The sequence below is a fragment of the Cupriavidus sp. U2 genome, assembly GCF_009663685.2.
In the GTDB taxonomy this organism is placed as follows: Bacteria; Pseudomonadota; Gammaproteobacteria; order Burkholderiales; family Burkholderiaceae; genus Cupriavidus; species Cupriavidus necator_C.
Genome location: NZ_RCOG02000032.1, coordinates 689,935 through 715,333 on the forward strand (window position 1 = coordinate 689,935; position 25,399 = coordinate 715,333).

Annotated in this window: 24 protein-coding genes; 14 read left to right on the forward strand and 10 right to left on the reverse strand. The window is 66.8% G+C overall.

Going from position 1 to position 25,399, the window contains the following annotated elements:
- The first annotated feature begins 130 nt into the window (after positions 1-130).
- From acnA to D9X30_RS27420, 3 genes are all read left to right on the forward strand, one after another.
- Entirely contained in the window at positions 131-2,836 is a 2,706-nt protein-coding gene (gene acnA / locus D9X30_RS27415; protein ID WP_153945463.1) for an aconitate hydratase AcnA, read from the forward strand.
- Positions 2,837-3,066: 230 nt separating this feature from the next.
- The gene (locus D9X30_RS29750; protein ID WP_283780968.1) at positions 3,067-3,201 is read left to right on the forward strand and encodes a hypothetical protein; all 135 of its coding nucleotides are present in this window, start codon (positions 3,067-3,069) and stop codon (positions 3,199-3,201) included.
- 86 nt (positions 3,202-3,287) lie between these two features.
- Positions 3,288-4,490: a DUF2863 family protein gene (locus tag D9X30_RS27420; protein WP_153945464.1), complete on the forward strand. Its 1,203-nt coding sequence runs from the start codon at positions 3,288-3,290 to the stop codon at positions 4,488-4,490.
- A 46-nt stretch (positions 4,491-4,536) separates the two neighbouring features.
- Here D9X30_RS27420 and trmB read toward each other — a convergent pair whose 3' ends face one another.
- On the reverse strand, positions 4,537-5,208 hold the full coding sequence (trmB, locus tag D9X30_RS27425; RefSeq protein ID WP_153945465.1) for a tRNA (guanine(46)-N(7))-methyltransferase TrmB: 672 nt from the start codon (positions 5,206-5,208) through the stop codon (positions 4,537-4,539).
- 123 nt (positions 5,209-5,331) lie between these two features.
- On the opposite strand from trmB, the gene D9X30_RS27430 reads away from it, so the two are divergent.
- Positions 5,332-6,918 carry an ABC transporter substrate-binding protein gene (locus tag D9X30_RS27430; protein WP_153945466.1) on the forward strand — a complete coding sequence of 529 codons (1,587 nt, stop codon included), beginning with the start codon at positions 5,332-5,334 and terminating at the stop codon, positions 6,916-6,918.
- A gap of 63 nt (positions 6,919-6,981) precedes the next feature.
- On the opposite strand, the gene D9X30_RS27435 is transcribed toward D9X30_RS27430, so the two are convergent.
- Positions 6,982-7,863 (reverse strand): class I SAM-dependent methyltransferase, encoded by an 882-nt coding sequence (locus tag D9X30_RS27435; RefSeq protein WP_153945467.1) that lies wholly within the window; start codon positions 7,861-7,863, stop codon positions 6,982-6,984.
- A 29-nt stretch (positions 7,864-7,892) separates the two neighbouring features.
- Positions 7,893-8,666, reverse strand: a complete 774-nt coding sequence (locus tag D9X30_RS27440) for a tetratricopeptide repeat protein (RefSeq protein ID WP_153945468.1) — start codon at positions 8,664-8,666, stop codon at positions 7,893-7,895.
- A 147-nt stretch (positions 8,667-8,813) separates the two neighbouring features.
- Between D9X30_RS27440 and D9X30_RS27445 the strand changes: the two genes are divergently transcribed.
- The 3 genes from D9X30_RS27445 to D9X30_RS27455 all read left to right on the forward strand — a co-directional run bounded on the left by D9X30_RS27445 (position 8,814) and on the right by D9X30_RS27455 (position 10,973).
- Positions 8,814-9,323, forward strand: coding sequence for a hypothetical protein (locus D9X30_RS27445; RefSeq protein WP_153945469.1), 510 nt, complete (start codon positions 8,814-8,816; stop codon positions 9,321-9,323).
- A gap of 202 nt (positions 9,324-9,525) precedes the next feature.
- The gene (locus tag D9X30_RS27450) at positions 9,526-9,891 is read left to right on the forward strand and encodes an ArsR/SmtB family transcription factor (protein ID WP_153945470.1); all 366 of its coding nucleotides are present in this window, start codon (positions 9,526-9,528) and stop codon (positions 9,889-9,891) included.
- Positions 9,888-10,973: an SRPBCC domain-containing protein gene (locus tag D9X30_RS27455; RefSeq protein ID WP_153945471.1), complete on the forward strand. Its 1,086-nt coding sequence runs from the start codon at positions 9,888-9,890 to the stop codon at positions 10,971-10,973. The genes D9X30_RS27450 and D9X30_RS27455 overlap by 4 nt, the downstream gene beginning before the upstream one ends.
- Positions 10,974-10,985: 12 nt before the next feature.
- Here the strand turns inward: D9X30_RS27455 and D9X30_RS27460 are convergent, their stop codons facing one another.
- The 3 genes from D9X30_RS27460 to D9X30_RS27470 all read right to left on the reverse strand — a co-directional run bounded on the left by D9X30_RS27460 (position 10,986) and on the right by D9X30_RS27470 (position 15,132).
- Positions 10,986-11,480, reverse strand: coding sequence for a DNA-deoxyinosine glycosylase (locus D9X30_RS27460; protein ID WP_153945713.1), 495 nt, complete (start codon positions 11,478-11,480; stop codon positions 10,986-10,988).
- 180 nt (positions 11,481-11,660) lie between these two features.
- Positions 11,661-13,562, reverse strand: a complete 1,902-nt coding sequence (htpG, locus tag D9X30_RS27465) for a molecular chaperone HtpG (RefSeq protein WP_153945472.1) — start codon at positions 13,560-13,562, stop codon at positions 11,661-11,663.
- Positions 13,563-13,680: 118 nt separating this feature from the next.
- Complete coding sequence (locus D9X30_RS27470; protein ID WP_228770732.1) at positions 13,681-15,132, reverse strand: aminotransferase-like domain-containing protein; 1,452 nt, start codon at positions 15,130-15,132, stop codon at positions 13,681-13,683.
- Between the two features lie 171 nt (positions 15,133-15,303).
- Between D9X30_RS27470 and D9X30_RS27475 the strand changes: the two genes are divergently transcribed.
- The 7 genes from D9X30_RS27475 to D9X30_RS27505 all read left to right on the forward strand — a co-directional run bounded on the left by D9X30_RS27475 (position 15,304) and on the right by D9X30_RS27505 (position 20,808).
- Positions 15,304-15,981: a VOC family protein gene (locus D9X30_RS27475; RefSeq protein ID WP_153945474.1), complete on the forward strand. Its 678-nt coding sequence runs from the start codon at positions 15,304-15,306 to the stop codon at positions 15,979-15,981.
- Between the two features lie 33 nt (positions 15,982-16,014).
- Positions 16,015-16,731, forward strand: coding sequence for an alanyl-tRNA editing protein (locus tag D9X30_RS27480; protein WP_153945475.1), 717 nt, complete (start codon positions 16,015-16,017; stop codon positions 16,729-16,731).
- Positions 16,728-17,369, forward strand: coding sequence for a LysE family translocator (locus tag D9X30_RS27485; protein WP_153945476.1), 642 nt, complete (start codon positions 16,728-16,730; stop codon positions 17,367-17,369). Before D9X30_RS27480 ends, D9X30_RS27485 begins: the two co-directional genes overlap by 4 nt.
- A 17-nt stretch (positions 17,370-17,386) precedes the next feature.
- Positions 17,387-18,358 (forward strand): DMT family transporter, encoded by a 972-nt coding sequence (locus D9X30_RS27490; protein ID WP_228770716.1) that lies wholly within the window; start codon positions 17,387-17,389, stop codon positions 18,356-18,358.
- A 13-nt stretch (positions 18,359-18,371) separates the two neighbouring features.
- Positions 18,372-18,824 (forward strand): RidA family protein, encoded by a 453-nt coding sequence (locus D9X30_RS27495; RefSeq protein WP_153945478.1) that lies wholly within the window; start codon positions 18,372-18,374, stop codon positions 18,822-18,824.
- 113 nt (positions 18,825-18,937) lie between these two features.
- Positions 18,938-20,125 (forward strand): aminotransferase-like domain-containing protein, encoded by a 1,188-nt coding sequence (locus D9X30_RS27500; protein ID WP_153945479.1) that lies wholly within the window; start codon positions 18,938-18,940, stop codon positions 20,123-20,125.
- A gap of 38 nt (positions 20,126-20,163) precedes the next feature.
- The gene (locus tag D9X30_RS27505) at positions 20,164-20,808 is read left to right on the forward strand and encodes a glutathione S-transferase family protein (protein ID WP_153945714.1); all 645 of its coding nucleotides are present in this window, start codon (positions 20,164-20,166) and stop codon (positions 20,806-20,808) included.
- A gap of 72 nt (positions 20,809-20,880) precedes the next feature.
- Here the strand turns inward: D9X30_RS27505 and D9X30_RS27510 are convergent, their stop codons facing one another.
- The 4 genes from D9X30_RS27510 to D9X30_RS27525 form a co-directional block, all read right to left on the reverse strand.
- On the reverse strand, positions 20,881-21,411 hold the full coding sequence (locus D9X30_RS27510; RefSeq protein WP_092594577.1) for a chromate transporter: 531 nt from the start codon (positions 21,409-21,411) through the stop codon (positions 20,881-20,883).
- Positions 21,411-21,989: a chromate transporter gene (locus D9X30_RS27515; protein WP_153945480.1), complete on the reverse strand. Its 579-nt coding sequence runs from the start codon at positions 21,987-21,989 to the stop codon at positions 21,411-21,413. The genes D9X30_RS27510 and D9X30_RS27515 overlap by 1 nt, the downstream gene beginning before the upstream one ends.
- Positions 21,990-22,208: 219 nt before the next feature.
- Positions 22,209-24,539, reverse strand: a complete 2,331-nt coding sequence (parC, locus tag D9X30_RS27520; RefSeq protein WP_153945481.1) for a DNA topoisomerase IV subunit A — start codon at positions 24,537-24,539, stop codon at positions 22,209-22,211.
- Positions 24,540-24,668: 129 nt separating this feature from the next.
- Positions 24,669-25,394 (reverse strand): lytic transglycosylase domain-containing protein, encoded by a 726-nt coding sequence (locus D9X30_RS27525; RefSeq protein WP_228770733.1) that lies wholly within the window; start codon positions 25,392-25,394, stop codon positions 24,669-24,671.
- Between the last annotated feature and the right edge of the window lie 5 nt (positions 25,395-25,399).

Here is a 25,399-nt window from a genome sequence, read left to right on the forward strand (position 1 = left end):
TAACGGTGCGCGTCCGGGTCCTTGCCGGCCGCGCCGCATGCATGGCGGCGGAACCCTTCCGCGCACCGGGGTCTGAAGAATAAGCATCCACAAGCAGAGTCCCGCGTCATCCCTCGATTGGAGTCAGGCAATGCCCCACAATCTCAATAACACCCTCCAGGAATTCAAACTCGCCACGGGCGGCTCGGGTCAGTATTACTCGCTGCCCCAGCTTGGTCGCGCGCTGGGCGTGAAGATCGAGCGTCTGCCGGTCTCGATCCGCCTGGTGCTCGAATCGGTGCTGCGCAACTGCGACGGCAAGAAGGTCACCGAGGAACACGTCAGGCAGCTCGCCAACTGGAAGCCCACCGCCGAGCGCGTGGACGAGATCCCGTTCGTGGTGGCGCGCGTGGTACTGCAGGACTTCACGGGCGTGCCGCTGCTGGCCGACCTGGCCGCCATGCGCAACGTGGCCGAGAAGATGGGCAAGAACCCCAAGAAGATCGAGCCGCTGGTGCCGGTGGACCTGGTGGTCGACCACTCGGTGCAGATCGACCACTTCCGCGAGAAAAAGGCGCTGGACCTGAACATGCAGCTGGAATTCCAGCGCAACAACGAACGCTACCAGTTCATGAAGTGGGGCATGCAGGCGTTCGACACGTTCGGCGTGGTGCAGCCGGGCTTCGGCATCGTCCACCAGGTGAACCTGGAATACCTGGCGCGTGGCGTCCACAACAAGGACGGCGTCTACTATCCGGACACGCTCGTCGGCACGGATTCGCACACCACGATGATCAACGGCATCGGCGTGGTGGGCTGGGGCGTGGGCGGCATCGAGGCCGAAGCCGGCATGCTGGGCCAGCCCGTGTACTTCCTGACGCCCGACGTGGTGGGCGTGGAACTGAAGGGCCGCCTGCGCGAAGGCGTGACCGCCACCGACCTGGTGCTGACGATCACCGAGATGCTGCGCCGCGAAAAAGTCGTAGGCAAGTTCGTGGAATTCTTCGGCGAAGGCACGGCCAGCCTGTCGACGCCGGACCGCGCCACCATCGGCAACATGGCCCCCGAATACGGCGCCACGATGGGCTTCTTCCCGGTCGATGAAAAGACCATCGAGTACTTCCGGGGTACGGCCCGCACCGAAGAGGAAATCGCCGCGTTCGAAGGCTACTTCCGCGCCCAGGAAATGTTCGGCGTGCCGCGCGCCGGCGACATCGACTACACCAAGACCCTGACGCTGGACCTGGGCACCGTGGCACCGTCGCTGGCCGGCCCGAAGCGTCCGCAGGACCGCATCGAGATTGGTAACGTGAAGAGCACCTTCGCGTCGCTGTTCTCGAAGCCGGTGGCCGAAAACGGCTTCAACAAGGATGCCGCCGACCTGGGCCGCGAATTCGTCAACGCCGACGGCGTCAAGGTCAAGAACGGCGATGTGCTGATCGCGGCCATCACGTCGTGCACGAACACGTCGAACCCGAGCGTGCTGCTGGCCGCCGGCCTGCTGGCCAGGAAGGCCGTGGAAGCCGGCCTGAACGTGGCGCCGCACATCAAGACGTCGCTGGCGCCGGGCAGCCGCGTGGTGACCGAATATCTGACCGCCACCGGCCTGCTGCCCTACCTGGAAAAGCTGGGCTTCGGCGTGACCGCCTATGGCTGCACGACCTGTATCGGCAACGCGGGCGACCTGACGCCGGCCCTGAACGAGACCATCGTCCAGAACGACATCGTGGCCGCCGCCGTGCTGTCGGGCAACCGCAACTTCGAAGCCCGCATCCACCCGAACATCCGCGCCAACTTCCTGGCCTCGCCGCCGCTGGTGGTGGCTTACGCCATCGCCGGCACGGTCACGCGCGACCTGATGACCGAGCCGGTCGGCAAGGGCCGCGATGGCCGCGACATCTGGCTGGGCGATATCTGGCCGACCTCGGAAGAAATCCACGCGCTGCTGAAGTACGCGATGGACGCCAAGACGTTCAAGGGCAACTACGAGCAGGTGAAGAAGCCGAGCAAGCTCTGGGCGAACATCAAGGGCACCAAGGGCCAGGTGTACGACTGGCCGACCTCGACGTACATCGCCGAACCCCCGTTCTTCCAGGACTTCACGCTGGAGCCGGGCAACGAGGCCGTGACGATCCGTGGCGCCCGCGCACTGGGCGTTTTTGGCGATTCGGTGACGACCGACCATATCTCGCCGGCCGGCTCGATCAAGGACACTTCGCCGGCGGGCAAGTACCTGCTGTCGCATGGTGTGCTCAAGGCCGACTTCAACAGCTACGGTTCGCGCCGCGGCAACCATGAGGTGATGATGCGTGGCACGTTCGCCAACGTGCGCATCAAGAACCTGATGATTCCGCCGAAGGCCGACGGGTCGCGCGTGGAAGGCGGCATCACGCTGCACCAGCCGACCGGCGACGAGATGTCGATCTACGACGCCGCGATGAAGTACATCGCCGAAGGCACGCCCACCGTGGTGTTCGGCGGCGAGGAATACGGCACCGGCTCGTCGCGCGACTGGGCGGCCAAGGGCACCCAGCTGCTGGGCGTGAAGGCCGTGATCGCGCGCAGCTTCGAGCGGATCCACCGGTCGAACCTGGTCGGCATGGGCGTGCTGCCGCTGCAGTTCAAGGGCAGCGACAGCGTGCAGTCGCTGGGCATCATCGGCAACGAGACCTTCGACGTCGAAGGCATCGAGGGTGAACTGAAGCCGCAGCAGGATGTGGTGCTGGTGATCCACCGCGCCAACGGCGACACCCAGCGCGTGCCGGTACTGCTGCGCATCGATACGCCGATCGAAGTCGACTACTACAACCACGGCGGCATCCTGCCGTTTGTGCTGCGTCAACTGCTGGTGGCGTAACCTGCGCTGCCGGCGCCGCCGGCGGCCCGAACCGCCGCTTCCGCTCACGCGGGGCGGCGGTTTTTTGTTGTCCGGCAGCTCCGGGGATGTCGCGGGGAAAGTCGTGGGCAAGGGGGCGGGGCTTTGGGGTAATCCCCACCCCGGCGCGTAAGTTCCGCGCAAGCCTGCGCTGCCAGACTGGTCGGCATGCCTTGCGGCGTAACCTATACCTACAGACTCGGAGACAACAGATGGTCAAGATCCTGATCGCATTCGTCGTCATTGCCGGCGCGGCCCTGTACCTGCTGACCAAGGGCGGCGGCGACGTGTCGATGGGCGGCGAATCGCACAGCACCGAATCGCACGCGCCGGCCGCGCAGAAGTAAGCGGCCAAACAAGGGTTCGCGACAACTGCGGCTGTCAACGCAGCGGGTAGAATACCGTTTTACGAAAAAACGGACGCTTTCTATCTATGGCAGGTTTTCGCCCCAAGTCTTCTACCCGACTCTCGCCCGACGCCGAGCGACTGGTGGCCGATGCACTGGCCCTGGACGCCTCGGGCAGCCGCATGGAGGACGGATACTGGGAGCGGCGGCTGTCCCAGCGGCTCTATCGCCTGCTGAAGAACGGCAGCCAGACCGCCCTCGACGCGGCGCTCGAACACCTGTTCAAGCACAATGCCGACGCGTCCGACGTGCTGGCCGAACAGGCCGAGACGCTGGCCGAATCGGCAACGATCGAGATCGACGGCGTCAAGCATGACGCCCTGCTGATCGCCGCCCCGATCCTGGCCCATACGCGCTATGCCATCCCGTCCGGCGCGCTGAAGCCCGAACTGGCGCAGACGCTGGCGGTACACCTGCAGGCGCACGTGCTGGCCACCAGTACCAAGGTGGCCCTGTCGCCTTACCTCTACAGCATCGACCAGCTGCCGCGCAGCCATAGCGACACGTTCGCGCTGACGCACAAGCTGGCGTCGGCCGCGCTGGCCGGATCGATGCCCAAGGTGGACCTGAAGGACCTGCCCGAGACCGCCCCGATACTGGCCGATCCGCGCTACCTGCTGGCCGTGGTGGTGGCACCGCACGAAGGCGCGCTGTTCCGCTGGCAGGAAGACGCCAAGGAGCACCACGCCGAGCGTTCGGTCTGCCTGGAGCAATGGCGCAACCAGGTGCAGCCGACCGTGGCCGTGCTGCTGCCGGGCTGCGAGTTCGAACTGCTGCTGCCCGACGCCTTCTTCCTGTCGTGCCGGGAATCGGACAAGAGCATCCGTCCGCTGACCGTGCGCGCCGCCGTCAACTACCTGTGCGGCACGCTCGACATTCCGGCCGGCCAGCTGGCCGCCGTGGTGGCCGGCTTTGGCGAGGAAGTGGTCGAGGAATACCGCGTGGGCTTCACGATGCGCGGCGAGAAGGACGTGATCTACGGCATTGTCTGGCCGGTGTACGGCCGGGAGTCTGGCGAGATCGACGCCGAGGAGAAAGGCAACCCGGTCGAGCAGATCTGCGAGGAATTGCGCAACGCCGGCGTCGAAGACATCTTCCGCCATGCCGCGCTGTTCGATCCGGAATACTGCGAGGATTGCGGTACGCCGCTCTATGCGGACCGTTCCGGCGAAATCGTCCACGCCGAACTGCCGGAGGATGCCCCGACCCAGCAGCCGCTGTTCCACTAAGGCATCGCACTTCCATGAAAAAACCCGCCAGTCACGGCGGGTTTTTTCATGCCGGCCGCACGCTGGTGCAGCGCCAGAGCCCATGCCCGGACGCACCATACTTTCGCTCGAACGGCGTCATCGGGGTTTCCGGCTGCCAGGCTTCAGTCTGTGCCGGACGTCCGACCAGCGTCAGCGCCGCCGCGAATTCGTCGATATAGATCTTCCAGTTGCTGCGGCACTCCAGGTAGTCGCCGCAGGCGGCCAGCGCGGGAAACACCGCGTGCCCCTGCCAGCGCCGGCCCAGGTGGCCAATCTTCGGCCACGGGTTCGGATACAGCACATAGTGCCGCACCACATGCACCCCGCCCTGCTGCAGCAGGCGCCAGAAATCGACCAGATCGGCGCGCGCCCAGTGATAATTCACCGGCATCTCGGCATCCCACCAGTCCTTCCCTGCGGTTAATCGCTTTTCCGACTGATCGATGCCGATCACGTAGTGGTCGGGAAACGCCGTGGCCAGCCGCAGCGTGCTCTCGCCGATGCCGCAGCCGGCATCGATGATCAGCGGCTTGCCGCCGGCATGCTGCCAGGCTTCCATGGCCGCATCAAACGCCTGTTGGCTCGGTGCGCCGATGGGCTTGCGGAACGGCTCGGCCAGATGACGCTGGACGCGCGCCGCCAGATGCTCGTGAATATCGGTCTGCGCCGACGAAATGGTGCGGGAATTGGCAAACATGGGCGCGATTGTACCGGCGCCCTGCCCCGCCCGGCATCCGCGCCGCACCCGTCGCGGAGGTGTCGGACATGGAAGTACATTTGACGGCACAATAGCGGCCAACACCGTACGAGGAGCCCACTCATGATCCGCCGCACGCTGCTGCAAGCATCCCTATCGATGGCGCTGAGCGCCGCCGCGCTGACGCTGATCCCCGTCCACGCCGCTCACGCGGAAGACCTGCGTATCGGCCTGGCCGCCGACGTCACGTCGATGGACCCCCACTGGAACAACGCGGGCCCCAACAACGCCATTGCGCTCCACATCTTCGAGTCGCTGGTGTTCATGGACAAGAACGCCCGCTACATTCCCGGCCTGGCGTTGTCCTGGAAGCCGGTCAACGCCATCACCTGGGAAATCAAGCTGCGTCCCAACGTGAAGTGGCACGACGGTTCGCCGTTCACGAGCGAAGACGTCAAGGCGTCGCTGGAACGCCCGGAGAAGCTGACCAACGCCCCGGGCTCGTTCACCAGCTACACCAAGCCGATCGCCCGCATCGACACGCCCGACGCGCTGACGGTGCGCCTGACGATGAATGTGCCGAATTACGCCAATCTGGCCAACGATCTGAACAGCGTGCCCATCATGCCGAAGAAGATCGCGGCGGACCTGAGCCAGGCCGATTTCGACTCGGGCAAGGCCATGATCGGCACCGGGCCGTACAAGTTCGTGCGCTTCGCGCGAGGCCAGGAAATCGTGATGCAGCGCAACCCCGACTACTGGGGCCCGAAGCCGGAATTCGACCGCGCCATCTTCCGCATCCTGACCGACAACGGCGCGCGCACCGCCGCGCTGCTGGCGGGCGATGTCGATGTCATCGAGAGCATTCCGGCCGCGGACGTCGCCAAACTTAAGCAAAATCCGAAGTTCAAGATCGAGCAGACCACGTCGTGGCGCACCATCTTCTGGCAGATGGACCAGTCCCGCGACAACCCGCCGTTCGTCACCGACAAGGCCGGCAAGCCGCTGGGCAAGAACCCGTTCAAGGATGTCCGTGTGCGCGCCGCGATCAGCAAGGCGCTGAACCGCGATGCCATCGTCAGCCGCATCATGGAAGGCCTGGCGGTGCCGGCGTCGTCGATCGTCTCGCCGCAGATCTTCGGCCATCCGGGCACGAAGCCCGACGCCTATGACGTGGAAGGCGCGAAGAAGCTGCTGGCCCAGGCCGGCTATCCGGACGGCTTTGCGCTGACGCTGCACGCCACCAACAATCGCTACCTGAACGACGCCCAGGTGGCGCAGGCCACCGCCGGCATGCTGACGCGCATCGGCATCCAGACCAAGGTCGAAACGCTGCCCGTGGCCGCCTACTTCACGCGCGCCCGCCAGGGGGATTTTGCGTTCGAGATGCTGGGCTGGGGCTCGGCCGCCGCCGACGTCGCGCTACGCTCGATCACCGGCACGCCAAACCCGAAGACCGGCTATGGCACGTGGAACTGGGGCAAGTACAGCAATCCGAAGCTGGATCAGTTGATCGAGAAATCGCTGACCACGGTGTCGAGTGACAAGGACCGCGAGCAGAACGCCCGCACGGCCGCGAAATTCGCGCTGGAAGACCACGCCATCATCCCGTCGCACAGCCAGCTGGCGATGTGGGCCATGCGCAAGGGCCTGAAGTACGAGGCGCGCACCGACGAATGGTCGCTGGCCCAGTTCTTCCACAAGGAGTGAGAGATCTGGCTGCCGACTGTTTGCGCTCCCCGCTCCCGCCCGGCGGGAGCGGGGAGCCTTCCCTCAGATCACCAGCCGGTCTTCCTGCCGCGCATTCGCCGCGCGCAGTTTCCTGACCCAATCGCGGGCCGGCAGCCCGGTCGCAGCCTCGACCACATCGGCCCGGGCTTCCAGCGTTTGCCACGACACATCGATCGCCGGGCCGTTGAACGCCAGCGCGATGATGTTGCCGTCGTGCACCTCCGGGAACACCAGCACGCGATTGTCGAAGGCGTCGCAAATGCGCTCGATGTTCTTCGGGAAGCTGTCGTGGTCGCCGAACAGGTTGATGGTCATCACGCCGGGCGCCTTCAGCACACGGCGGCAGGCACGATAGAACGCCGTGGTGTCCAGCACCGGCCCACGTGCCGTGGCGTCGTACAGGTCCACCTGCAGCGCGTCGATGGCGGCGGTATTGGCGGCATCCATCACGTAATCCCAGGCGTCCTGCTCGCGCACGGTCAGCCGCGCATCGTCCTCGCGCAGGCCGAACATGCTGCGGCCTGCCACGATCACGGCCGGGTTCAGTTCGACAGCCGTAACCTTTGCCTTGGCGAAATGGCGATGGCAGAACTTGGTCAGCGCGGCCGCGCCCAGGCCCAGCTGCGCCACATGGAAATCGGCCGACGACGGCGACTGGAACAGCAGCCAGGCCATCATCTGCTGCGCGTATTCCAGTTCGATGGCTTCGGGCTTGCGCAGGCGCATCGCGCCCTGCACCCACTCGGTACCGAAATGCAGGTAGCGCACGCCGTCCATTTCGGAAAACGTCACCGGCGCAAAGCGCGGCGTCATGCGCTTTTCTTCGGCGTCCTTGGAAAGGTTCTTGCGCGAGGACTCACGGTTGCCGCGTGCGGGGCGGCGCGAGGCCACCGCCTCGATCGATTTGCGTTTCAGAAGCGTCATGGAAGAAAGAAGTGCGCCCAGGGCGCGGATCATTGGCCCAGCGCGGCTTGCGCGCGCTGCAGCCATTCGCGATTGTGTTCGCGGGCATGACGCGGCCAGTGGCGGGCGTCATGGACGATTTCGGAATACAGCGACTTCGCGCGCTCACGGTCGGCCGCATCGGGCTGCTGCGCCAGCCAGTCGGCGAACAGGCAGCGCGCGGCCACGTCGCTGGCGTTGGTCAGCGCCCGCTCGAAGGCTTCGCGCGTGCCGGGCGCCCCCTGCGCGGCCAGTGCCCTGGCGTAGAGCAGCGACGGATCGGCTTGTTCGCGCGCACGGGGATTGCCCGCGAACAGCTTTTCCAGCGTGACCTGGGCCTCGGCATGACGGCCCGTGGCCAGTTGCGCGCGGGCCAGCCCTTCCAGCAGCGCCGGGTCCGAGGCAAACGGGCCGTTGGCCGCGGCTTCGTAGTGCTCCAGCGCCTCGGCCGGATTGCCTGCATCGAGCAGGGCAGCCCCCAGGCGCATGCGATGGTCGACAGTCGGCGCGCGGTCGAACGCCTGGCGCGCCTCGCGCACGGCGCGGCCCGGGTCGACGATCTGGCCGATGGCGCGCTTGGCCACCTGCGCACCGCGGGTCTGGCGCAGGCCCGGCAGGTAGATCGCAAAGAAATAGACCACGCTGCCGAGCCCCGGGAAGAGGAACAGCAACAGCAGCCAGTACATGTTCTGGTGGGTGCGGACGGCATGCACGGCAAAGAAGATCGCCACGATGACATGCAGGCCGATGCCGCCAATACCGCCGAAACCGAGGGAAGACAACATGGGAATCCAGTAAGGTGCGGGGGCGTCCGATACGCCGGACAGCCGCGATTGTGACAGATGCCGATCAGACCGCGCCCGCATCGCTAAAGTTTTCACGATGAATGGCCGAAGAAGCATGTGGGCTCTCTCTTCGATCGGACTCCAACAATGACAACCATCAGCAGCGTTACCCCTCAGGTCATGGTGGCCAGTGACGCGACGGTCACCAACACCCGCCGCTTCACGCAACCCACCGAAGACGCCGCCGCGCAGACCGGCGACGGCCAGGCCACCGGCGCCTCCCAGGGCGCTTCGGCTTCGGGCTCGGCCTCGTCGTCCAACGCCGGCGGCCGCATCGCTGGCCCGGCTGGCGCGGGCAAGCCCGCCGGCGCAGCCGACGCGCAAAGCAGCAGCGACGACAGCGAATCGGCCGTGATCAAGGCCCTGAAGCAGCAGATCGAAGCCCTGCAGAAGCAACTGGCCGCCCAGATGGCCCAAATTCAGGCCGCCCAGGCCGCCCCGACCGACGACCAGACCAAGGCCACCACGGTGGCCACGCTGCAAGCCGGCGTGACGGCCACCCAGGCCGCACTGTCCGAAGCCATGGCCAAGCTGACGGAGGCCTACAAGCAGGCCACGGGCACCAGCACCGGCAACAACGTCAATACGACGGCCTGAACGGCCGCATCTTTTCTCTCTTCGAGAGGCCCGACGTTCCGGCCGGAACTGGTTTTTCCGGCCGGACGCTTTTCCCTCCGCCTCCCGCCCCGCTCCTCCCCGCTCCCCCGCCGTTCCGGCCGCCCGCCGCAGGGCCGCTTTCCCGGCAAACCGAGTTGTAACACCGCTTGATCTTCATTTAACCAATGCGTTAAATGACCACATGCCCAATGTTACCGATCCACTTTCGTCCGTGTTTGCCGCGCTGGCCGATCCCACGCGGCGCGCGATTCTGGCGCGGCTGGCGCAAGGCGAGGCGCCTGTCAGCGAACTGGCGCGGCCGTTCGACATGTCGGCGCCAGCCATTTCCCGGCATCTGCGCGTGCTGGCCGATGCCGGGCTGATCGAGCGTGAGGTCAATGCGCGCTGGCGCATCTGCCATCTGCGGCCGGGCGCGCTGCGCGATGCGCACGGCTGGCTGGAGACCTACCGGCGGCACTGGGAAGACAACCTCGACAGGCTGGTGGCTTTTGTCGAGCAGGCGCAATCCGACACCGATGTCACATCGAAGCAGGGGAACAAGTCATGAGCGAAGCCGCGACCTTTCATCTGGAAATGACCCGTCAGATCCGCGCCCCGCGCGAGCGCGTGTTCGATGCCTTCACCGACCAGGCCGCGCTGGCCACCTGGCATTGCCCGCGCGGCATGACCGTGCTCGAAGCGCGTGCCGATGCCCGGGTAGGCGGGGCATACCGGCTGGTGATCGGCGCCCGGGACGGCGAGCAGCACATCGTCAACGGCCAGTACCAGACGCTCGACCGGGCCAACTTCCTGGCGTATACGTGGGAATGGGAAGGCGGCGCCGAACTGCCGGCCGGCATGCGCACGCTGATCGAGGTGACACTGACCGACAGGGACGGCGGCACCCACATGCATATGCGGCACAGCGGCTTCCCCGATACGGCGATGCGCGATGCCCATGTCAGCGGCTGGCAATCGGTGTTCAACAACCTCGTCGATTACCTGGACCCGGAGGGCAGCGCCGGCACACTGACCGTCTACGGCGACGCCCGCAGCACCTATGTGCGCACCGTGCGCCTGGCGCTGGAAGAGAAGGGGCTGCGTTACAAGCTGGACCCGGTCACGCCGCGCGACGAGGCGTTGCTGGCCCATAACCCGTTCGGCCGCATTCCGGCTTTCGCCGACGGCCCAATCGAGTTCTACGAAACCCGGGCCATCCTGAGCTATATCAACGACATTTTCGGCGGCATCAACCTGATTCCGCAGACCGGCCCCACCGCCCGCGCACGCTGCGAGCAATGGATCAGCCTGATCAACTGCCACGCCTACGACACGATGGTGCGCCGCTACGTGCTGCAATACGTGTTTCCGAAGGGTGAAAACGGCCAGCCCGACCGCCAGATCATCGACGCCGCCGTGCCGGAAATGGCCAAACAGCTAGATGCGCTGGAACAGGCGTACGGTGGCCGGGATTTCCTGGTAGGCAATGCGCTGTCGATGGCCGACCTGTTCTTCGCGCCGATCGTCGAGTATCTGGGGATGTTCCCGGAAAGCCAGGCGCTGCTGGAGACGCGACCGAATATCCGGCGCGGCCACGCCGTCATGCGTGCGCGGCCCAGCTACGCGGCGACGCAGCCAAAGTTTGAATAACAGCGTGGCGCACTAGGCCAGCCACTCGCGCAGCGCCTGCCACGCAATCAGCTTCTGCGCATACGCCAGCGTGTAGGCGGGGCTGCTGGATGGCAGTTTGACGATGGCGTGCGGGTCGCCATGTCCGGCCAGCGCCTTTTCGCCAATCTTTGCCGCCGTGCCGCCGTTGAAGGCAATCGCCCGCAGCTTCGGCAGGGTGGCAATCAGGCCGATCAGGTCGTTGCCCTGGTGATCGCGGATGCTGCTGTCGAGGCTGCCTTCGCGGCGCGCTTCGGCCACCACGTCCCACAGGCCCACGCGGTGCCGGCGTAACGTGGCCAGTCGGCTGTCGTAGTCCAGGCTGACCAGGTCCACGCCCAGCACGTCGCCCATCAGGTGCCAGAAACGGTTCTGCTTGTGGGCGTAGTACTGGGATTGAGCCAGGGACACTTCGCCCGGCAGGCTGCCGAGCACCAGCACGCGGGTGTGCGGGTCGACAACCGGAGGGAAGCAGCGTTTGGTGGTCATCATTCAGCGTGGTGAGACATGGAGCGGCCCGCCCTCTCCCCCGCCCCTCTCCCGCTCGCGGGAGAGGGGAGAACACCCAAGGCATCCTCAAGTGCTCACGGTGGTTTGCTCCCCTCGCCCGCCTGCGGGAGAGGGGCCGGGGGAGAGGGCCAGCGCGTCATAACCACGACAGCGCAGGGATCAGGCCAGCAGGCGGTTCACCCGCTGCACATAGGCCGCCGCGTCGTCGAGCATGCCGCCCTCGGCCAGCAGGGCCTGGTCGAACAGCACGAACACGCGGTCGGTGAAGCCATCGCCTTCGGGCAGGTCGCGCAGCTTCTTCACCAGCGCGTGCTCGGGGTTCAGTTCCAGGATCGGTTGCGCATCGGGTGCCTTCTGGCCGGCCTGCTTCAGCAGGCGTTGCAGATAGCCGCTCATGTCGCCCTCGTCGGACACCAGGCACGACGCCGAATCGGTCAGGCGCAGCGTCACGCGCACGTCCTTGGCCTTGCCTTTCAGCACGGCCTTAGCGCGTTCCACCACGTCCTTCCATTCGGTGGCCGCCTTTTCCTGCTCGGCCTTCTCGGCCTCGTCAGCCAGCGCGCCCAGATCCAGGTCGCCGCGGGCCACGGACACCAGTTCCTTGCCGTCGAACTCGTGCAGGTACGACAGCATCCATTCGTCCACGCGTTCGGTCAGCAGCACGACCTCGATGCCCTTCTTGCGGAACACTTCCAGATGCGGGCTCGACTTGGCCGCGGCCCACGTATCGGCCGTGACGTAGTAGATCTTGTCCTGGCCTTCCTTCATGCGGCCCACGTAGTCACCCAGCGACACCGACTGCTCGGCCGTGCCGTTGTGGGTCGTGGCAAAGCGCAGCAGGCGGGCGATGCGCTCGGCGTTGGCGTAGTCCTCGCCCATGCCCTCCTTGAGCACCTGGCCGAACTGCTCCCAGAACGTCTTGTACTTGGCGCGATCGGCTTCGTCCTCGCTGTCGGCCAGCGCCTCCAGCATCGACAGCACGCGCTTGGTGCAGCCTTCGCGGATGGCCTTCACGTCGCGGCTTTCCTGCAGCAGTTCGCGCGACACGTTCAGCGGCAGGTCGGCCGAATCCACCACACCCTTGACCCAGCGCAGGTACGACGGCAGCAGCTGGTCGGCGTCGTCCATGATGAACACGCGCTTCACGTACAGCTTGAGGCCGGCCTTGCGGTTGCGGTCCCACAGGTCGAACGGCGCGCGGGCCGGGATGTACAGCAGCTGGGTGTACTCGCTGCGGCCTTCCACGCGGTTGTGCGTCCAGGCCAGCGGCGCCTCGTGGTCGTGCGCAATGTGCTGGTAGAACGCCTGGTACTGCTCGTCGGAAATATCGGACTTGTTGCGGGTCCACAGCGCGCTGGCCTGGTTCACGCTTTCCCACTCGCCCGTGGGCTTCTGCTGCTGGGCCTCGGCATCCCACTGTTCCTTGGGCATGCGGATCGGCAGCGAGATGTGGTCCGAATATTTGCGGATGATGTGTTGCAGGCGGTACGACGACAGGAAATCGTCCTCGCCTTCGCGCAGATGCAGCGTGATCGTGGTGCCGCGCTCGGCCCGGTCGATCGCATCGATCGTAAACTCGCCATCGCCGGCGCTTTCCCAGCGCACGGCTTCGTTGCCAGCCAGGCCGGCGCGGCGCGTTTCCACGGTGACCTTGTCCGCGACGATAAAGGCCGAGTAGAAGCCCACGCCGAACTGGCCGATCAGCGCGGCGTCCTTCTGCTGGTCGCCCGACAGTTGCTGGAAGAATTCCTTGGTGCCCGAACGGGCGATGGTGCCCAGGTTGCGGATCGCCTCGTCACGGCTCATGCCGATGCCGTTGTCGGTGATCTTCAGCGTGCGGGCGGCCGGGTCGGCTTCGATGCGGATCGCCAGGTCGGCGTCGTTTTCCAGCAGGGCCGGATTCGCAATCGCCTCGAAGCGCAGCTTGTCGGTGGCGTCCGAAGCGTTCGATATCAGCTCGCGCAGGAAGATTTCCTTGTTGCTGTACAGCGAGTGGATCATCAGGTGCAGCAACTGCTTCACTTCCGCCTGGAAGCTCATCGTCTCGTGCGGTGCGGTCATGGTTCTCCTCTTGAAAACGGATCTATGCGCAAGGTGCCCGGCCCCGTGTATCCGGAGCGGGTCGATGGCGCAGGAAATAGGGACGGGACGGGGCGATTTCAAGCCCCCGCCCGGTGGATCAGGTGCCGGCGCCCGCCGGCAGGCCCGACAGACGCTCCATCTGGCCGGCCAGGAAGCGCAGCATGCCCGGATCGGTGCTGCTGGCCACATTGAAGCGGGTCCAGGTGGACGGCATCTGCGACGGCGAGAACAGGCTGCCCGGCGCGAACAGGTAGCCTTCCTCGTGCCCGGCCGTCGCAATGACATTGGTATCCACGCCGGTATCGGCCCACAGGTACATGCCAGCCACCTGCCCCGGGAAGATGCGCAGGCCCAGCCGCTCGAGCTGCTCGCGCGTCGCGTCGCGGGCACGGTCCAGCCGCACCCGCACGCGCTCGGTGTGCTTGCGGTAGTGCCCCTCGGTCAGCACCTTGTAGACCACGCGCTCGTTGATTTCGGGGGTCGCCATGCCCGTCACCAGCTTGCTGTCGGTCAGGGTCACGGCCAGGTCCGGGCTGGCGGCGATAAAGCCCACACGCAGGTTGGCGGCCAGCGTCTTGGAAAAACTGCCCAGGTAGATCACCCGCCTGAGCTGGTCCAGGCTGGCCAGCCGCGTGGCTGCATGGCCGGGCGGGCACAGGTCGCAATAGATGTCGTCCTCGACGATCGTGAAGCCATATTGCTCGGCCAGTTGCAGCAGCCGGAACGCCCGGGCGGCAGACAGCGACGTGCCCGTCGGGTTGTGCAGGACCGAATTGACCACCACCAGCTTGGGCTGGTGCGCCTGGGCGATACGCTCCAGCGCCTCCAGGTCGGGGCCATCGGCCGTGTAGGGCACGCCGATCACATTGGCGCCCTGCGTGGCAAAACGGGCAAACATCACGAACCAGGCCGGGTCGCCCACCACCACGGTATCGCCCGGATGCAGGAACTGACGCGCGATCAGGTCGAAGGCCTGCGTGATGCCCGATGTCATCACGATCTGGTCCGGCGTGACGCCGATTTCGAGTTCCTCCAGCCGGGTGCGCAGTTGCTGCCGCAGCGGCAGGAAGCCCATCGGCGTGCCGCTGGACAGGAAATGGCCGCCCGGCTGGCGCCCCAGGCTGCGCATGGCGCCGGACAGCAGCTCGCCATCGAGCCATTCGGTGGGCAGGAACCCCCAGCCCGGTGCCTTGTGGCTCTCGGCGGAGTGGAACATGCTGCGCAGCAGCCAGGTGACGTCCACATTGCGGATGGACGGGGACGCCAGCGGCGCCGCTGCCGGATGCGGCACGCGGTCGCGCACGTAGAACCCCGACCCCCGGCGCGATTCCAGGTAGCCCAGGGCCACCAGGCGCTCGTAGGCTTCCACCACGGTAAAGCGCGAGATGCCTTTTTCCGACGCCAGCTGGCGGATCGACGGCATCCGCATGCCCGCCCGGAACACCCGCTCGTCGATGCGCAGCCGCGCCCATTCGGTCAGTTGCTCCACCAGCGTCATCTGGGCGGACGGTATGGGATCGGGCAGGTGGGGATGGCCGGCGGCCGGCATCACCAGCCGCAACGGGCGCGTACCGCCCGAAGTGACATTCGAGGCACTATCATTTCCGCCCTGGCGATTCTTCTGGCTGCCTTCCATGTGGCGCTCCCGCAACTGTACTGAAGACGATTTGCTGAACTGTATCGGTACTGTACCGACAAGCTTGACTACCATCAACCAACGATGAAACTCGCCCTTGACCATCTCGTGATTGCCGCCCCCGACCTGGAGTCGGGCGCCGAGCATGTCGCCAACCTGCTTGGCATCGCCCCGCAAGGCGGCGGCGCCCATCCGCGCATGGGCACGCACAACCGCGTGCTGGGGCTGTTTGGCGGGATGTACCTCGAAGTGATCGCGATCGACCCGGCCGCGCCGGCCCCGGATCGCCCGCGCTGGTTCGGGCTGGACAGCGACCTGATCCAGCAACGGCTGCGCGACGGTCCTTTCCTGGCGCACTGGGCGGCCCGCGTGGAGCGCCCGGCCGACCTGTCGCGCTGGCAATCGCAGTACCCGGACCGCATCGCCCCGGCCATCCCGATGGATCGCGGCGCGCTGCACTGGCGCCTGACCGTGCCCGACGACGGCAGCCTGCCCGCGTGGCATGGCGAGGCCGCCAGCGCCGGCGATGGCCTGTTTCCGACGCTGATCCAGTGGGACGTGGCCAACCACCCCGGCGTCAGCCTGCCGCGCCAGGACCTGGCCCTGCGCCGGCTGCGCGGCCAGCATCCGCATGCGGAACTGCTGCGGCAGGGGCTGGCGTGGATTGGCGCCGCGCACCTGATCGAGATCGACCAGACCGATGGGCCGCCGCTGCTGACGGCCGACATCGACACCCCAGCGGGCGTCAAGACCCTGCGCTGATCCCCAAGACAAGACCCACCCAAGGAGCCCCCGATGTCCGCCACCACCGCCAAGCGTTTCGACGACGACGCGTATCTCGATCACTGCCAGGCCACCGTGGTGGCGGTGAGCGATGCGGGCATCGAACTGGACCAGACCGTGTGCTACGCGCGCAGCGGCGGGCAGGCTGGCGACACCGGCACGCTGCATACCGCCGACGGCCGTGTGGTGGCGCTGGCCGATACGGTCTACGCCGACGACCGCACCCGCATCCTGCATGTGCCCGCCCCGGATGCGCCCGCGCTGGCCGTGGGTGACCGCGTGGAGGTCAGGATCGACTGGGCGCGCCGCCACCGGCTCATGCGCCTGCATACCTGCCTGCACCTGCTGGGGTCGCTGATCCCGGTGCAGGTCACCGGCTGCAGCATCTCGCCCGATTCGGCACGCATCGACTTCGACCTGCCTGAATCGACGCTCGACAAGGCCGTGCTGACCACACAGCTCAACGCGCTGATCGACGCGAAGACGCCGGTCAACATCGACCGCATCACGCCCGCGCAACTGGCCGCCCAGCCCGACCTGGTGCGCACCATCGGTGCCGCGCCGCCGGCCGGCACGTCGACCATCCGCATCGTCGACATCCCCGGCGTGGACCGCCAGCCCTGCGGCGGCACGCACGTGGCCAACACCGGCGAGATTGGCGCGATGGTGGTGACCAGGATCGAGAAGAAGAGCCGCACCAACCGGCGCGTGGTCGTCAATTTCGCATGACCGGCGTGGAAACCTGGCTCACGGGCCTGTCGATGGCCCAGTTCCTGGCATTGGTGACGTTGCTGGCCGTGGGCGCCTTCACGCCCGGCCCGAACACCACCGTGGCGGCCGTGACCGGCGCCAATTTCGGCCTGCGCGCCACGTTGCCCCATTGCATCGGCGTGTCGGTGGGCTTCGCCAGCATCATCGCGCTATGCGCCACCGGCGTGGGCGCGCTGATCCTGGCCAGCCCGATGCTGGCGGCGGCCATCCGCGTGGTGGGCGTGCTGTACCTGCTCTGGCTGGCGCTGCGCATCGCGCGCAGCACGTCGCTGGCCGAAAAGAACGTGCTCAAGCCGATGAACGTCTGGCAATCGATCGCCATGCAGTTCGCCAACATCAAGGCGTGGATGATGGCGCTGGCCGTGGCCGCGTCCTATATGGATAACGCCCCGTCGCTGGGCCAGCGCGTGCTGCTGGTCAGCACGCTGTTTGCCACGTTCGGCTTCTTCAGCAACGGCGCCTATGGCGTGCTGGGCGCGTCCCTGCGGCAATGGCTGATGCAGGGCAACCGCGTGCGCTGGTTCAACGGTGCGATGGGGCTCGCACTGGCGCTGACCGCCCTGTGGATGGCCGTGGCCGCCGCACACCCGCACTGATGGTCCCCCGGATTGCCATGAACCAGAACCCCTCCCCTCATACCGGCGGCATGCTGCTGGGCTTTATCGGCGTGGCCATCTTCAGCCAGACGCTGCCCTTCACGCGCATGGCCGTGGCCGAGCTGGATGCCACGTTCGTGGCGCTGGCCCGGGCCGTGGTCGCGGCCGCGCTGGCCCTGGCCTTGCTGGCGGCGCGCGGCGCGCTGGCTCCGTCGAAGCGCCCGCGCGGGCGCCAGTGGCTGCGGCTGGCGGTGACCGCGCTGGGCGTGGTGGTCGGCTTTCCGGTGTTTTCGTCGCTGGCCATGCGCGAAGTGCCAGCCGCGCACGGCGCCATCGTGATCGGCCTGCTACCGCTGGCCACGGCCGTGTTCGCGGCATGGTTCGGCAACGAGCGCCCGTCCGCCGGCTTCTGGCTGTCGGCGCTGGCCGGCAGCGCGCTAGTGGTCGGTTTTGCGCTGTGGCAAGGCGCGGGTGGCCTGCAGCATGCCGACTGGTTCCTGTTCCTGGCTGTGGTGCTGGGCGCACTCGGCTATGCCGAAGGCGGCAAGCTGTCGCGCGAACTGGGCGGGCTGGAGACGATTTCCTGGGCGCTGGTGGTGTCGCTGCCGGTGCTGGTACCGGTGGTGGCGTGGCTGACAGTTGGGCACGCGGACGACATTGCCGCCGCGTCGCCGCGCGCGTGGGCCGGCATGGCCTATGTGTCGGTGTTCTCGATGTTCATCGGATTTCTGTTCTGGTACGCCGGGCTTGCAAAAGGCGGCGTGGCCCGCGTAGGCCAGATACAATTGCTCCAGCCGTTCCTCACGCTGGCGGGCGGCGCCGTGATCCTGGCCGAGCCCCTCGATGCCGCCACCGTCGCTTTTGCAGTCGCGGTGATCGCCGTGGTGGCCCTGGGCCGACGCGCCGCCGTGCGCAACACCGCACCCGCCACGCCACCGGCCGCCGTGGCCGGAGAAACGCCCCCCGTTCTTCCAGGACGCATTCACTGACAGGAGTCACCGCATGTCCGTCTACGACACCCTTGCCAAACTCGGCGTGGAACTGCCCACCGCCGGCGCCCCGGCCGCTGCCTATGTGATGGCCGCGACCACCGGCAACACCGTCTTCCTGTCGGGCCATATCGCCCGCCGCGACGGCAAGCCCTGGGCTGGCAAGCTTGGCAAGGATATCGATACCGCCGCCGGCCAGCAGGCCGCGCGCAGCATCGCCATCGACCTGCTGGCCACGCTGCACGGCCATATCGGCGACCTGAACAAGGTGAAGCGCGTCGTCAAGGTGATGAGCCTGGTGAACTCCACGCCGGAATTCACCGAACAGCACCTGGTGACCAACGGCTGCTCCGAATTCCTGGTCGAAGTGTTCGGCGAGAAAGGCAAGCACGCCCGCAGCGCCTTTGGCGTGGCGCAGATTCCGCTGGGCGCCTGCGTCGAGATCGAGATGATCGTGGAGATCTGAGGCAGCCCCCTGCCTGACCTGACGTACCAGACCGACCAGACTGACCAGAACGACCAGAGACATGGCCGGGCCCACGGGCCCGGCGCCTGAATTCCCCCACCACGAGATCAATCATGAAATGGGCCATCTCCCGCCGGGCGCAGCAACTGACCAGCTCGGCCATCCGCGAAATCCTGAAAGTCACCGAGCGTCCGGAAGTCATTTCGTTCGCCGGCGGCCTGCCCTCGCCGGCGTCGTTCCCGGTAGCGGCCATGGAAGCGGCGGTGGCCCGTGTATTCGCCGATAACCCCCAGGCTGCCTTGCAGTACGCGGCCACCGAAGGCTACCTGCCGCTGCGCGAATTCGTGGCCAGGCGCTATAACGTGGGGGTCGAGCGCGTGCTGATCACCACCGGTTCGCAGCAGGCGCTGGACCTGATCGCCAAGATCATGATCGACCCGGGCAGCCCGGTGCTGGTGGAAACGCCCAGCTACCTGGGCGCGCTGCAGGCGTTCTCGCTGTTCGAGCCGGAATTCGTGTCGATCCCGTCCGACGACCGCGGCCTGATCCCCGAGGCGCTGACGGCCGAACTGACCGCCAACGCGCGCTTCCTGTACGCGCTGCCGAACTTCCAGAACCCCACGGGCCGACGCCTGCCGCTGGAGCGCCGCCAGGCGCTGGTCAAGCGCGCGCAGGAACTGGGCATCCTGCTGGTGGAAGACGATCCGTACGGTGAACTGAGCTACACCGGCAACACGCTGCCGACGCTGCTGTCGATGAACCCGGACGGCGTGATCTACATGGGCTCGTTCTCGAAGATCCTGGCGCCGGGCATGCGCCTGGGCTTCGTGATCGCCCCGCCCGAGCTGCATTTCAAGCTGTGCCAGGCCAAGCAGGCCTCTGACCTGCACACGCCGACCTTCACGCAGCGCATCGCTTACGAGACGGTCAAGGACGGGCTGCTGGACACCCACATCCCGACCATCCGCGAACTCTACGGCAAGCAGTGCGCCTGCATGCTGGACGCGCTCAAGCGCCACATGCCGGCCGGCGTGACCTGGAATGCCCCCGAAGGCGGCATGTTCATCTGGGTGGAACTGCCGGAAGGCCTGAACAGCATGACCATCCTCGAAGAAGCCGTGCGCCGCAACGTGGCCTACGTGCCGGGCGCGCCGTTCTACGCCGGCAACCCGCGCATGAACACGCTGCGCCTGGCCTTCGTGACGGTGCCGCCGGAGCGCATCGAACAGGGCGTGTCGATCCTGGGCGAGCTGTTCCGCGAAGCCATCGCCAAGGCTGCCCCGCAGCCGCGCGCTGCCTGAGGATGATGGCCGACATGGATCTGGAAGAGCCGCAAACCATGCTGCGCATCTGGGGCCGCCTGTCGTCGATCAACGTGCAGAAGGTGGTCTGGTGCGCGCGCGAGCTGCACCTGGACCACGAACGTATCGACATCGGCAACCACAAGGGCGAACTTGATGCCGAGGCATACGTCCGCCTGAATCCGAACCGGCTGATTCCGGTGATCGAGGATTTTCGCGACACCGACGTGGCCGGCGAGCCGTTCGTGCTGTGGGAGTCGAATGCGATCGTGCGCTACCTGTGCGCGCGCTATGGCGAAGACACGCTGTGGCCATCGGACGTCAAGGCGCGCGCATCGGCCGACCGCTGGATGGACTGGCAGACCACCACCTTCAGCCCGGCCATGGTGCAGGCTTTCCTGCAGATGGTCCGCATCCCCGAAGACCAGCGCGACCAGGCCGTGATCGACAAGTCGTGCGAGCGCACCGAGCCGCTGGCGCAGATGCTGGACGCCGCGCTGGCAGACCGGGAGTTCATCGGCGGCGACCGTTTCACGATGGCCGACATCTCGCTGGCCTGCGCCGCGCATCGCTGGATGGGCACGCCCGTCCCGCATGCGCCACGGCCCAACCTGGAACGCTGGCTTGCCGCCATGCGTGCCCGCCCGGCCGCCCTGAGCATCCTGGTGCTGCCGCTCAAGTAGATCATCGCGTCTGCTTGTGGCCGTGGTAATGCGCTTCCCTCTTTCGCCAGGCGGGAGAGGGTAGCAATACCACTACACCAGCCCCAGCAACCCCGCCCCCGCACCGAGGGCCACCAGCAGCAGCGGGTGGATCTTCGTCTTCAGCATCAAGCCCACTGTCAGCAGCGTCACCGCCACGGCCGTCCAGGTATGGTCGACGCTGGTGGCCAGCACCCATCCCGTGGACATCAGCAGGCCGATGGTCAGCGCCGACAGGCCGCGCTTGATCAGCACCGGCCAGACCGCGTGTGGCGCGCGTCCGGCGAAGTATTCGAAGCCCAGCGCGATCACGCTGGACGGGCCGCAAATGCCGAGCATCGACGCGAACGCGCCACCCGCGCCGGCCACCTGCCAGCCGAACAGCGCCACGAACAGGATGTTCGGCCCCGGCGATGCCTGCGAGATGGCGTAGAGCGCGGCGAACTGCTCGTCGGTCATCCAGTGGTTGGCCTCCACCAGATACCGGTGCATGTCCGGGATCACCGTGCCGCCGCCGCCCACGGCCAGCAATGACAGCATGCCGAAGTGGCCCAGCAGGTCGCGCAGGATGTCGGGCGATGCCATCATGCCCCCTTGCGCATGGCGCGGTATTCCAGCACCAGCGCCACGGGCACCAGCACGGCCATGACCGGCAGCAGCGGCCAGCGCAGCCAGCCGATGGCCAGGAACGCCGCCACGCCCACGACGAGGGCGCGCACCGAACGCGACTGGCTCTGCGCCAGCTTCACGCCCGTCGACAACACCAGCCCGGCCGCGACGGCCGTCATGCCGGCCAGCATCTGCCGTACCTGCGGCACGTCCTGGTAGCGCAGGTACAGGCCCATCGCGCACAGCACCACCACCATCGGCACGAACACCAGCCCGCTGAACGCCGCCAGGGCGCCGCGCAGGCCGGCGAAGCGCAGACCTAGCATCAACGCCAGATTGATGACGTTCGGCCCCGGCAGCACCTGTCCCAGACTGAGTATTTCGACGAAATCACGATCGTTGAGCCAGCGGTTGCGCTCCACCACCGAGCGCCGCACGAACGGCAGCACGCCACCGAAGCCGGACAGCCCCATGCGGGCAAACTCGAAAAACAGGGTACGGGCGCTGGGAGGCGGGGCGAGCGTCGGCTCGACAAGCAGGGGCGTGGAGGACATGACCGTGACGGTGATCGCCTGCCGTGCGGAATGGGCAGGGTGCCGACATGGTACGGCAGATAGTGGCCGCCTGGCTGGCGCGAGGCATCACGAAACGGCAAGAGGGGGTCGCGGTTGGCGATGGCTGGCTGGATGACCGGTGACCGGCTCCCTCTCCCGCGTGCGGGAGAGGGGAGCGAACCCGCGGGGTTCGGACTGGGATAGTCCTTGCGCGTCCGCTTACTCCGGCGCCTTCACCGGCTCCAGCTTCACATCCTTCAGGCGCGGCTCAATGGCCTTGCCCTTGCGGGCGCGCTTGCCCACGTACGGCAGCAGCGTCTTGCCGGCCAGCTTCTGCGGCGGCAGCTTGCCGCCGCGCACGCCGGTGCCCGAGATCATCAGGCCAGGCGCGCCCACCGGCACGGCCTGTTCCAGTGCTTCCTTCGGTTCCAGTTCCATGAGGATCACGCCGCGGCCGCCGGCCGACAGCACCTTGACCTCGTCGAGCCCCACCAGCAGCAGGCGGCCATTGGCCGAGAAGCACGCCACATGCGTGGCTTCGTCGCCAACCGGCGCCGGCTGCAGGATGGCGTCGCCGTCGTCGAGCGTGATGAACGCCTTGCCGCCCTTCTGGCGGCTGATCATGTCGCCGACCTTCGTGACAAAGCCATTGCCGCCGGCCGTGGCGATCAGCATGCGCTGCTCGGCGCCGCCCGCGAACGTGTGGGCGATCTGCGACCCTGCGGCCAGGTCGATCAGCGTGGTCACCGGCACGCCATCGCCCCGCCCGCCCGGCAGGCTGGAGACGGCCACCGAGTAGACCCGGCCATTGCTGCCGAACGCCAGCATGGTATCGACCGTGCGGCACTCGAACGTGGCGTAGAGGCTGTCGCCCGCCTTGAACGTGAACTGCGACGGATCGTGGCCGTGGCCCTGGCGCGTGCGCACCCAGCCCTTGCCCGACATGATCACCGTCACCGGCTCGTCGATGACCTTCACCTCGGCGGCGGCGCGGGTGGCTTCCTGGATCAGCGTGCGGCGCGGGTCCTTGTCCTCGGGGCTGTACTGCCTGGCGTCCTGTTCGATCTCCTTGATGATCTTGCGACGCATCATGGTCTCGGACTTCAGCAGCACGTCCAGCTCAGCCTGCTCATCTCGCAGTTTCGCCAGTTCCTGTTCGATCTTGATCGCTTCCAGCCGTGCCAGCTGGCGCAGGCGGATTTCCAGGATGTCCTCGGCCTGCCGGTCGCTCAGGCGGAATGCCTCGATCAGCGCCGGCTTGGGGTCGTCGCTTTCGCGGATGATGCGGATCACCTCGTCGATGTTCAGCAGCACCAGCATCCGCCCTTCCAGGATATGGATGCGGTCTTCCACCTTGTTCAGCTGGAAGCGCGTGCGGCGCGTAACGGTGGCGAAGCGGAACTCGATCCACTCGCGCAGGATTTCCTGCAGGCCCTTCTGGCGCGGACGCCCGTCGGTGCCGATCATCACCAGGTTGATCGGCGCGCCCGATTCCAGGCTGGTATGCGCCAGCAGCGTCTGGATGAATTCCTGCTGGTCGGTGTTCTTGCTCTTGGGCTCGAACACCAGGCGCACCGGCGCGTCCTTGCCCGATTCGTCGCGCACGGCGTCCAGCACGGCCAGCATCGTGGTCTTGAGCTGGGTCTGCTCGGGCGTCAGCGCCTTCTTGCCGGCGCGGATCTTCGGGTTGGTGATTTCCTCGATTTCCTCGAGCACCTTCTGCGCCGACGTGTTCGGCGGCAGTTCGGTCACCACCAGTTGCCACTGGCCGCGCGCCATCTCCTCGATGGTCCAGCGCGCGCGCACCTTCAGGCTGCCGCGGCCGTTCTCGTAGATCTGGGCGATTTCCGACGCGGGCGAGATGATCTGGCCGCCGCCCGGATAGTCGGGGCCCGGCATGATCGCCAGCAGTTCGGCCAGCGAGATGTTCGGGTTGCGGATCATCGCCACGGCCGCGCCAGCCACCTCGCGCAGGTTGTGCGGCGGGATTTCGGTGGCCATGCCCACGGCAATGCCCGATGCGCCGTTCAGCAGCACGAACGGCAGGCGCGCCGGCAGCAGCTTGGGCTCTTCTTCCGAACCGTCGTAGTTGGGCAGGAAGTCCACCGTGCCCATGTCGATCTCGTCGAGCAGCAGGCGCGAGATCGGGGTCAGGCGGGCTTCGGTGTAGCGCATGGCTGCCGCGCCGTCGCCGTCGCGCGAGCCAAAGTTGCCCTGGCCGTCGATCAGCGGATAGCGCAGCGAGAAATCCTGCGCCAGGCGCACCAGCGCGTCATAGGCCGACTGGTCGCCGTGGGGGTGGAATTTACCGAGCACCTCGCCGACCACGCGGGCCGACTTCACGGGCTTGGCGTCGGCGCGCAGCCCCATGGCCGCCATCGCATAGAGAATGCGGCGCTGCACGGGCTTCTGGCCGTCCGCCACTTCGGGCAGGGCGCGCCCCTTGACCACGCTCACGGCGTAATCCAGGTAGGCGCGCTCGGCGTACCGCGCGAGCGTCAGCGAATCGGCCGGCTCTTCGGGCCGAAAAGTAGTATCTGCTTGATCCATGGTTGGCAAGGGTTCGGCATGCCGGGCGCGGGCGCCGGACATCCCGCTTGTTTGCGGTCAGCGTGGGATTCTAAAGGAAGTGGATGACGATGCCGCCGGAAATAGCGCCCGGAAACCGGACAGACGGCATCAGGGCATCGGCCGGCGACCGCCGCCGATCACCATGCGCACGCGGTCTGCCGCCACGCCGGTACGGATCACGCCGCCCGCCGCCGGCTGGTACAGACGGTAGAACTCCAGCACCGTGCTCACGTACTGGCGGGTCTCGGGGTAAGGCGGGATCTGGTTGTTGTAACGCTGCACCGCGCCTTCGCCGGCGTTGTACGCGGCCAGCACCAGTTCCAGGTTGTTCGGGAACAGCTCCATCAGGAAGCGCAGGTAACGCACGCCCGCCGAGATATTGAGCCTGGGGTCGGCCAGCTTCTGCTCCACCGTCCGGCGGCCGTCCGCGGCAATGCCGAAGCGCGTGCCGGTATCGGGAATGACCTGCATCAGCCCGATGGCGCCCTTGGGCGATACGGCCGACGGGTTGAAGCCGCTTTCCACGGCCATCACGGCCTTGACCAGCGCCGGGTCCACGTTCTGGGCCCCGGCCACCTGCGCGATGATCGGATCGACCGTGCGCAGGTTCGGGTGGTTGAGCAGGTACTGGAACAGCTTGTCGCGCGACGGGCCAGTCTTGTCCGGCAGCGTGATCACGCCCCGGTGGCCCAGGTTGCCCGAATCGAACTGGCCGCCGTCCTTCATGAACAGCTTGTAGCGGTCGTCGAGCTTCGTATCGGCGAAATGGGCCACGCCCTCGCCGTCGATATAGCCCCACAGCGCCGCATGGGCCGGCGCGGCGATGCCGAACATGCCGA

Excerpts from the sequence above, each read along its gene's own strand:
- acnA (WP_153945463.1), top strand. The coding sequence starts at position 131 with ATGCCCCACAATCTCAATAACACCCTCCAGGAATTCAAACTCGCCACG.
- D9X30_RS29750 (WP_283780968.1), top strand. The coding sequence starts at position 3,067 with ATGGTCAAGATCCTGATCGCATTCGTCGTCATTGCCGGCGCGGCCCTG.
- D9X30_RS27420 (WP_153945464.1), top strand. The coding sequence starts at position 3,288 with ATGGCAGGTTTTCGCCCCAAGTCTTCTACCCGACTCTCGCCCGACGCC.
- trmB (WP_153945465.1), bottom strand. The coding sequence starts at position 5,208 with ATGTTTGCCAATTCCCGCACCATTTCGTCGGCGCAGACCGATATTCAC.
- D9X30_RS27430 (WP_153945466.1), top strand. The coding sequence starts at position 5,332 with ATGATCCGCCGCACGCTGCTGCAAGCATCCCTATCGATGGCGCTGAGC.
- D9X30_RS27435 (WP_153945467.1), bottom strand. The coding sequence starts at position 7,863 with ATGACGCTTCTGAAACGCAAATCGATCGAGGCGGTGGCCTCGCGCCGC.
- D9X30_RS27440 (WP_153945468.1), bottom strand. The coding sequence starts at position 8,666 with ATGTTGTCTTCCCTCGGTTTCGGCGGTATTGGCGGCATCGGCCTGCAT.
- D9X30_RS27445 (WP_153945469.1), top strand. The coding sequence starts at position 8,814 with ATGACAACCATCAGCAGCGTTACCCCTCAGGTCATGGTGGCCAGTGAC.
- D9X30_RS27450 (WP_153945470.1), top strand. The coding sequence starts at position 9,526 with ATGCCCAATGTTACCGATCCACTTTCGTCCGTGTTTGCCGCGCTGGCC.
- D9X30_RS27455 (WP_153945471.1), top strand. The coding sequence starts at position 9,888 with ATGAGCGAAGCCGCGACCTTTCATCTGGAAATGACCCGTCAGATCCGC.
- D9X30_RS27460 (WP_153945713.1), bottom strand. The coding sequence starts at position 11,480 with ATGACCACCAAACGCTGCTTCCCTCCGGTTGTCGACCCGCACACCCGC.
- htpG (WP_153945472.1), bottom strand. The coding sequence starts at position 13,562 with ATGACCGCACCGCACGAGACGATGAGCTTCCAGGCGGAAGTGAAGCAG.
- D9X30_RS27470 (WP_228770732.1), bottom strand. The coding sequence starts at position 15,132 with ATGCCGGCCGCCGGCCATCCCCACCTGCCCGATCCCATACCGTCCGCC.
- D9X30_RS27475 (WP_153945474.1), top strand. The coding sequence starts at position 15,304 with ATGAAACTCGCCCTTGACCATCTCGTGATTGCCGCCCCCGACCTGGAG.
- D9X30_RS27480 (WP_153945475.1), top strand. The coding sequence starts at position 16,015 with ATGTCCGCCACCACCGCCAAGCGTTTCGACGACGACGCGTATCTCGAT.
- D9X30_RS27485 (WP_153945476.1), top strand. The coding sequence starts at position 16,728 with ATGACCGGCGTGGAAACCTGGCTCACGGGCCTGTCGATGGCCCAGTTC.
- D9X30_RS27490 (WP_228770716.1), top strand. The coding sequence starts at position 17,387 with ATGAACCAGAACCCCTCCCCTCATACCGGCGGCATGCTGCTGGGCTTT.
- D9X30_RS27495 (WP_153945478.1), top strand. The coding sequence starts at position 18,372 with ATGTCCGTCTACGACACCCTTGCCAAACTCGGCGTGGAACTGCCCACC.
- D9X30_RS27500 (WP_153945479.1), top strand. The coding sequence starts at position 18,938 with ATGAAATGGGCCATCTCCCGCCGGGCGCAGCAACTGACCAGCTCGGCC.
- D9X30_RS27505 (WP_153945714.1), top strand. The coding sequence starts at position 20,164 with ATGCTGCGCATCTGGGGCCGCCTGTCGTCGATCAACGTGCAGAAGGTG.
- D9X30_RS27510 (WP_092594577.1), bottom strand. The coding sequence starts at position 21,411 with ATGGCATCGCCCGACATCCTGCGCGACCTGCTGGGCCACTTCGGCATG.
- D9X30_RS27515 (WP_153945480.1), bottom strand. The coding sequence starts at position 21,989 with ATGTCCTCCACGCCCCTGCTTGTCGAGCCGACGCTCGCCCCGCCTCCC.
- parC (WP_153945481.1), bottom strand. The coding sequence starts at position 24,539 with ATGGATCAAGCAGATACTACTTTTCGGCCCGAAGAGCCGGCCGATTCG.
- D9X30_RS27525 (WP_228770733.1), bottom strand. The coding sequence starts at position 25,394 with ATGTTCGGCATCGCCGCGCCGGCCCATGCGGCGCTGTGGGGCTATATC.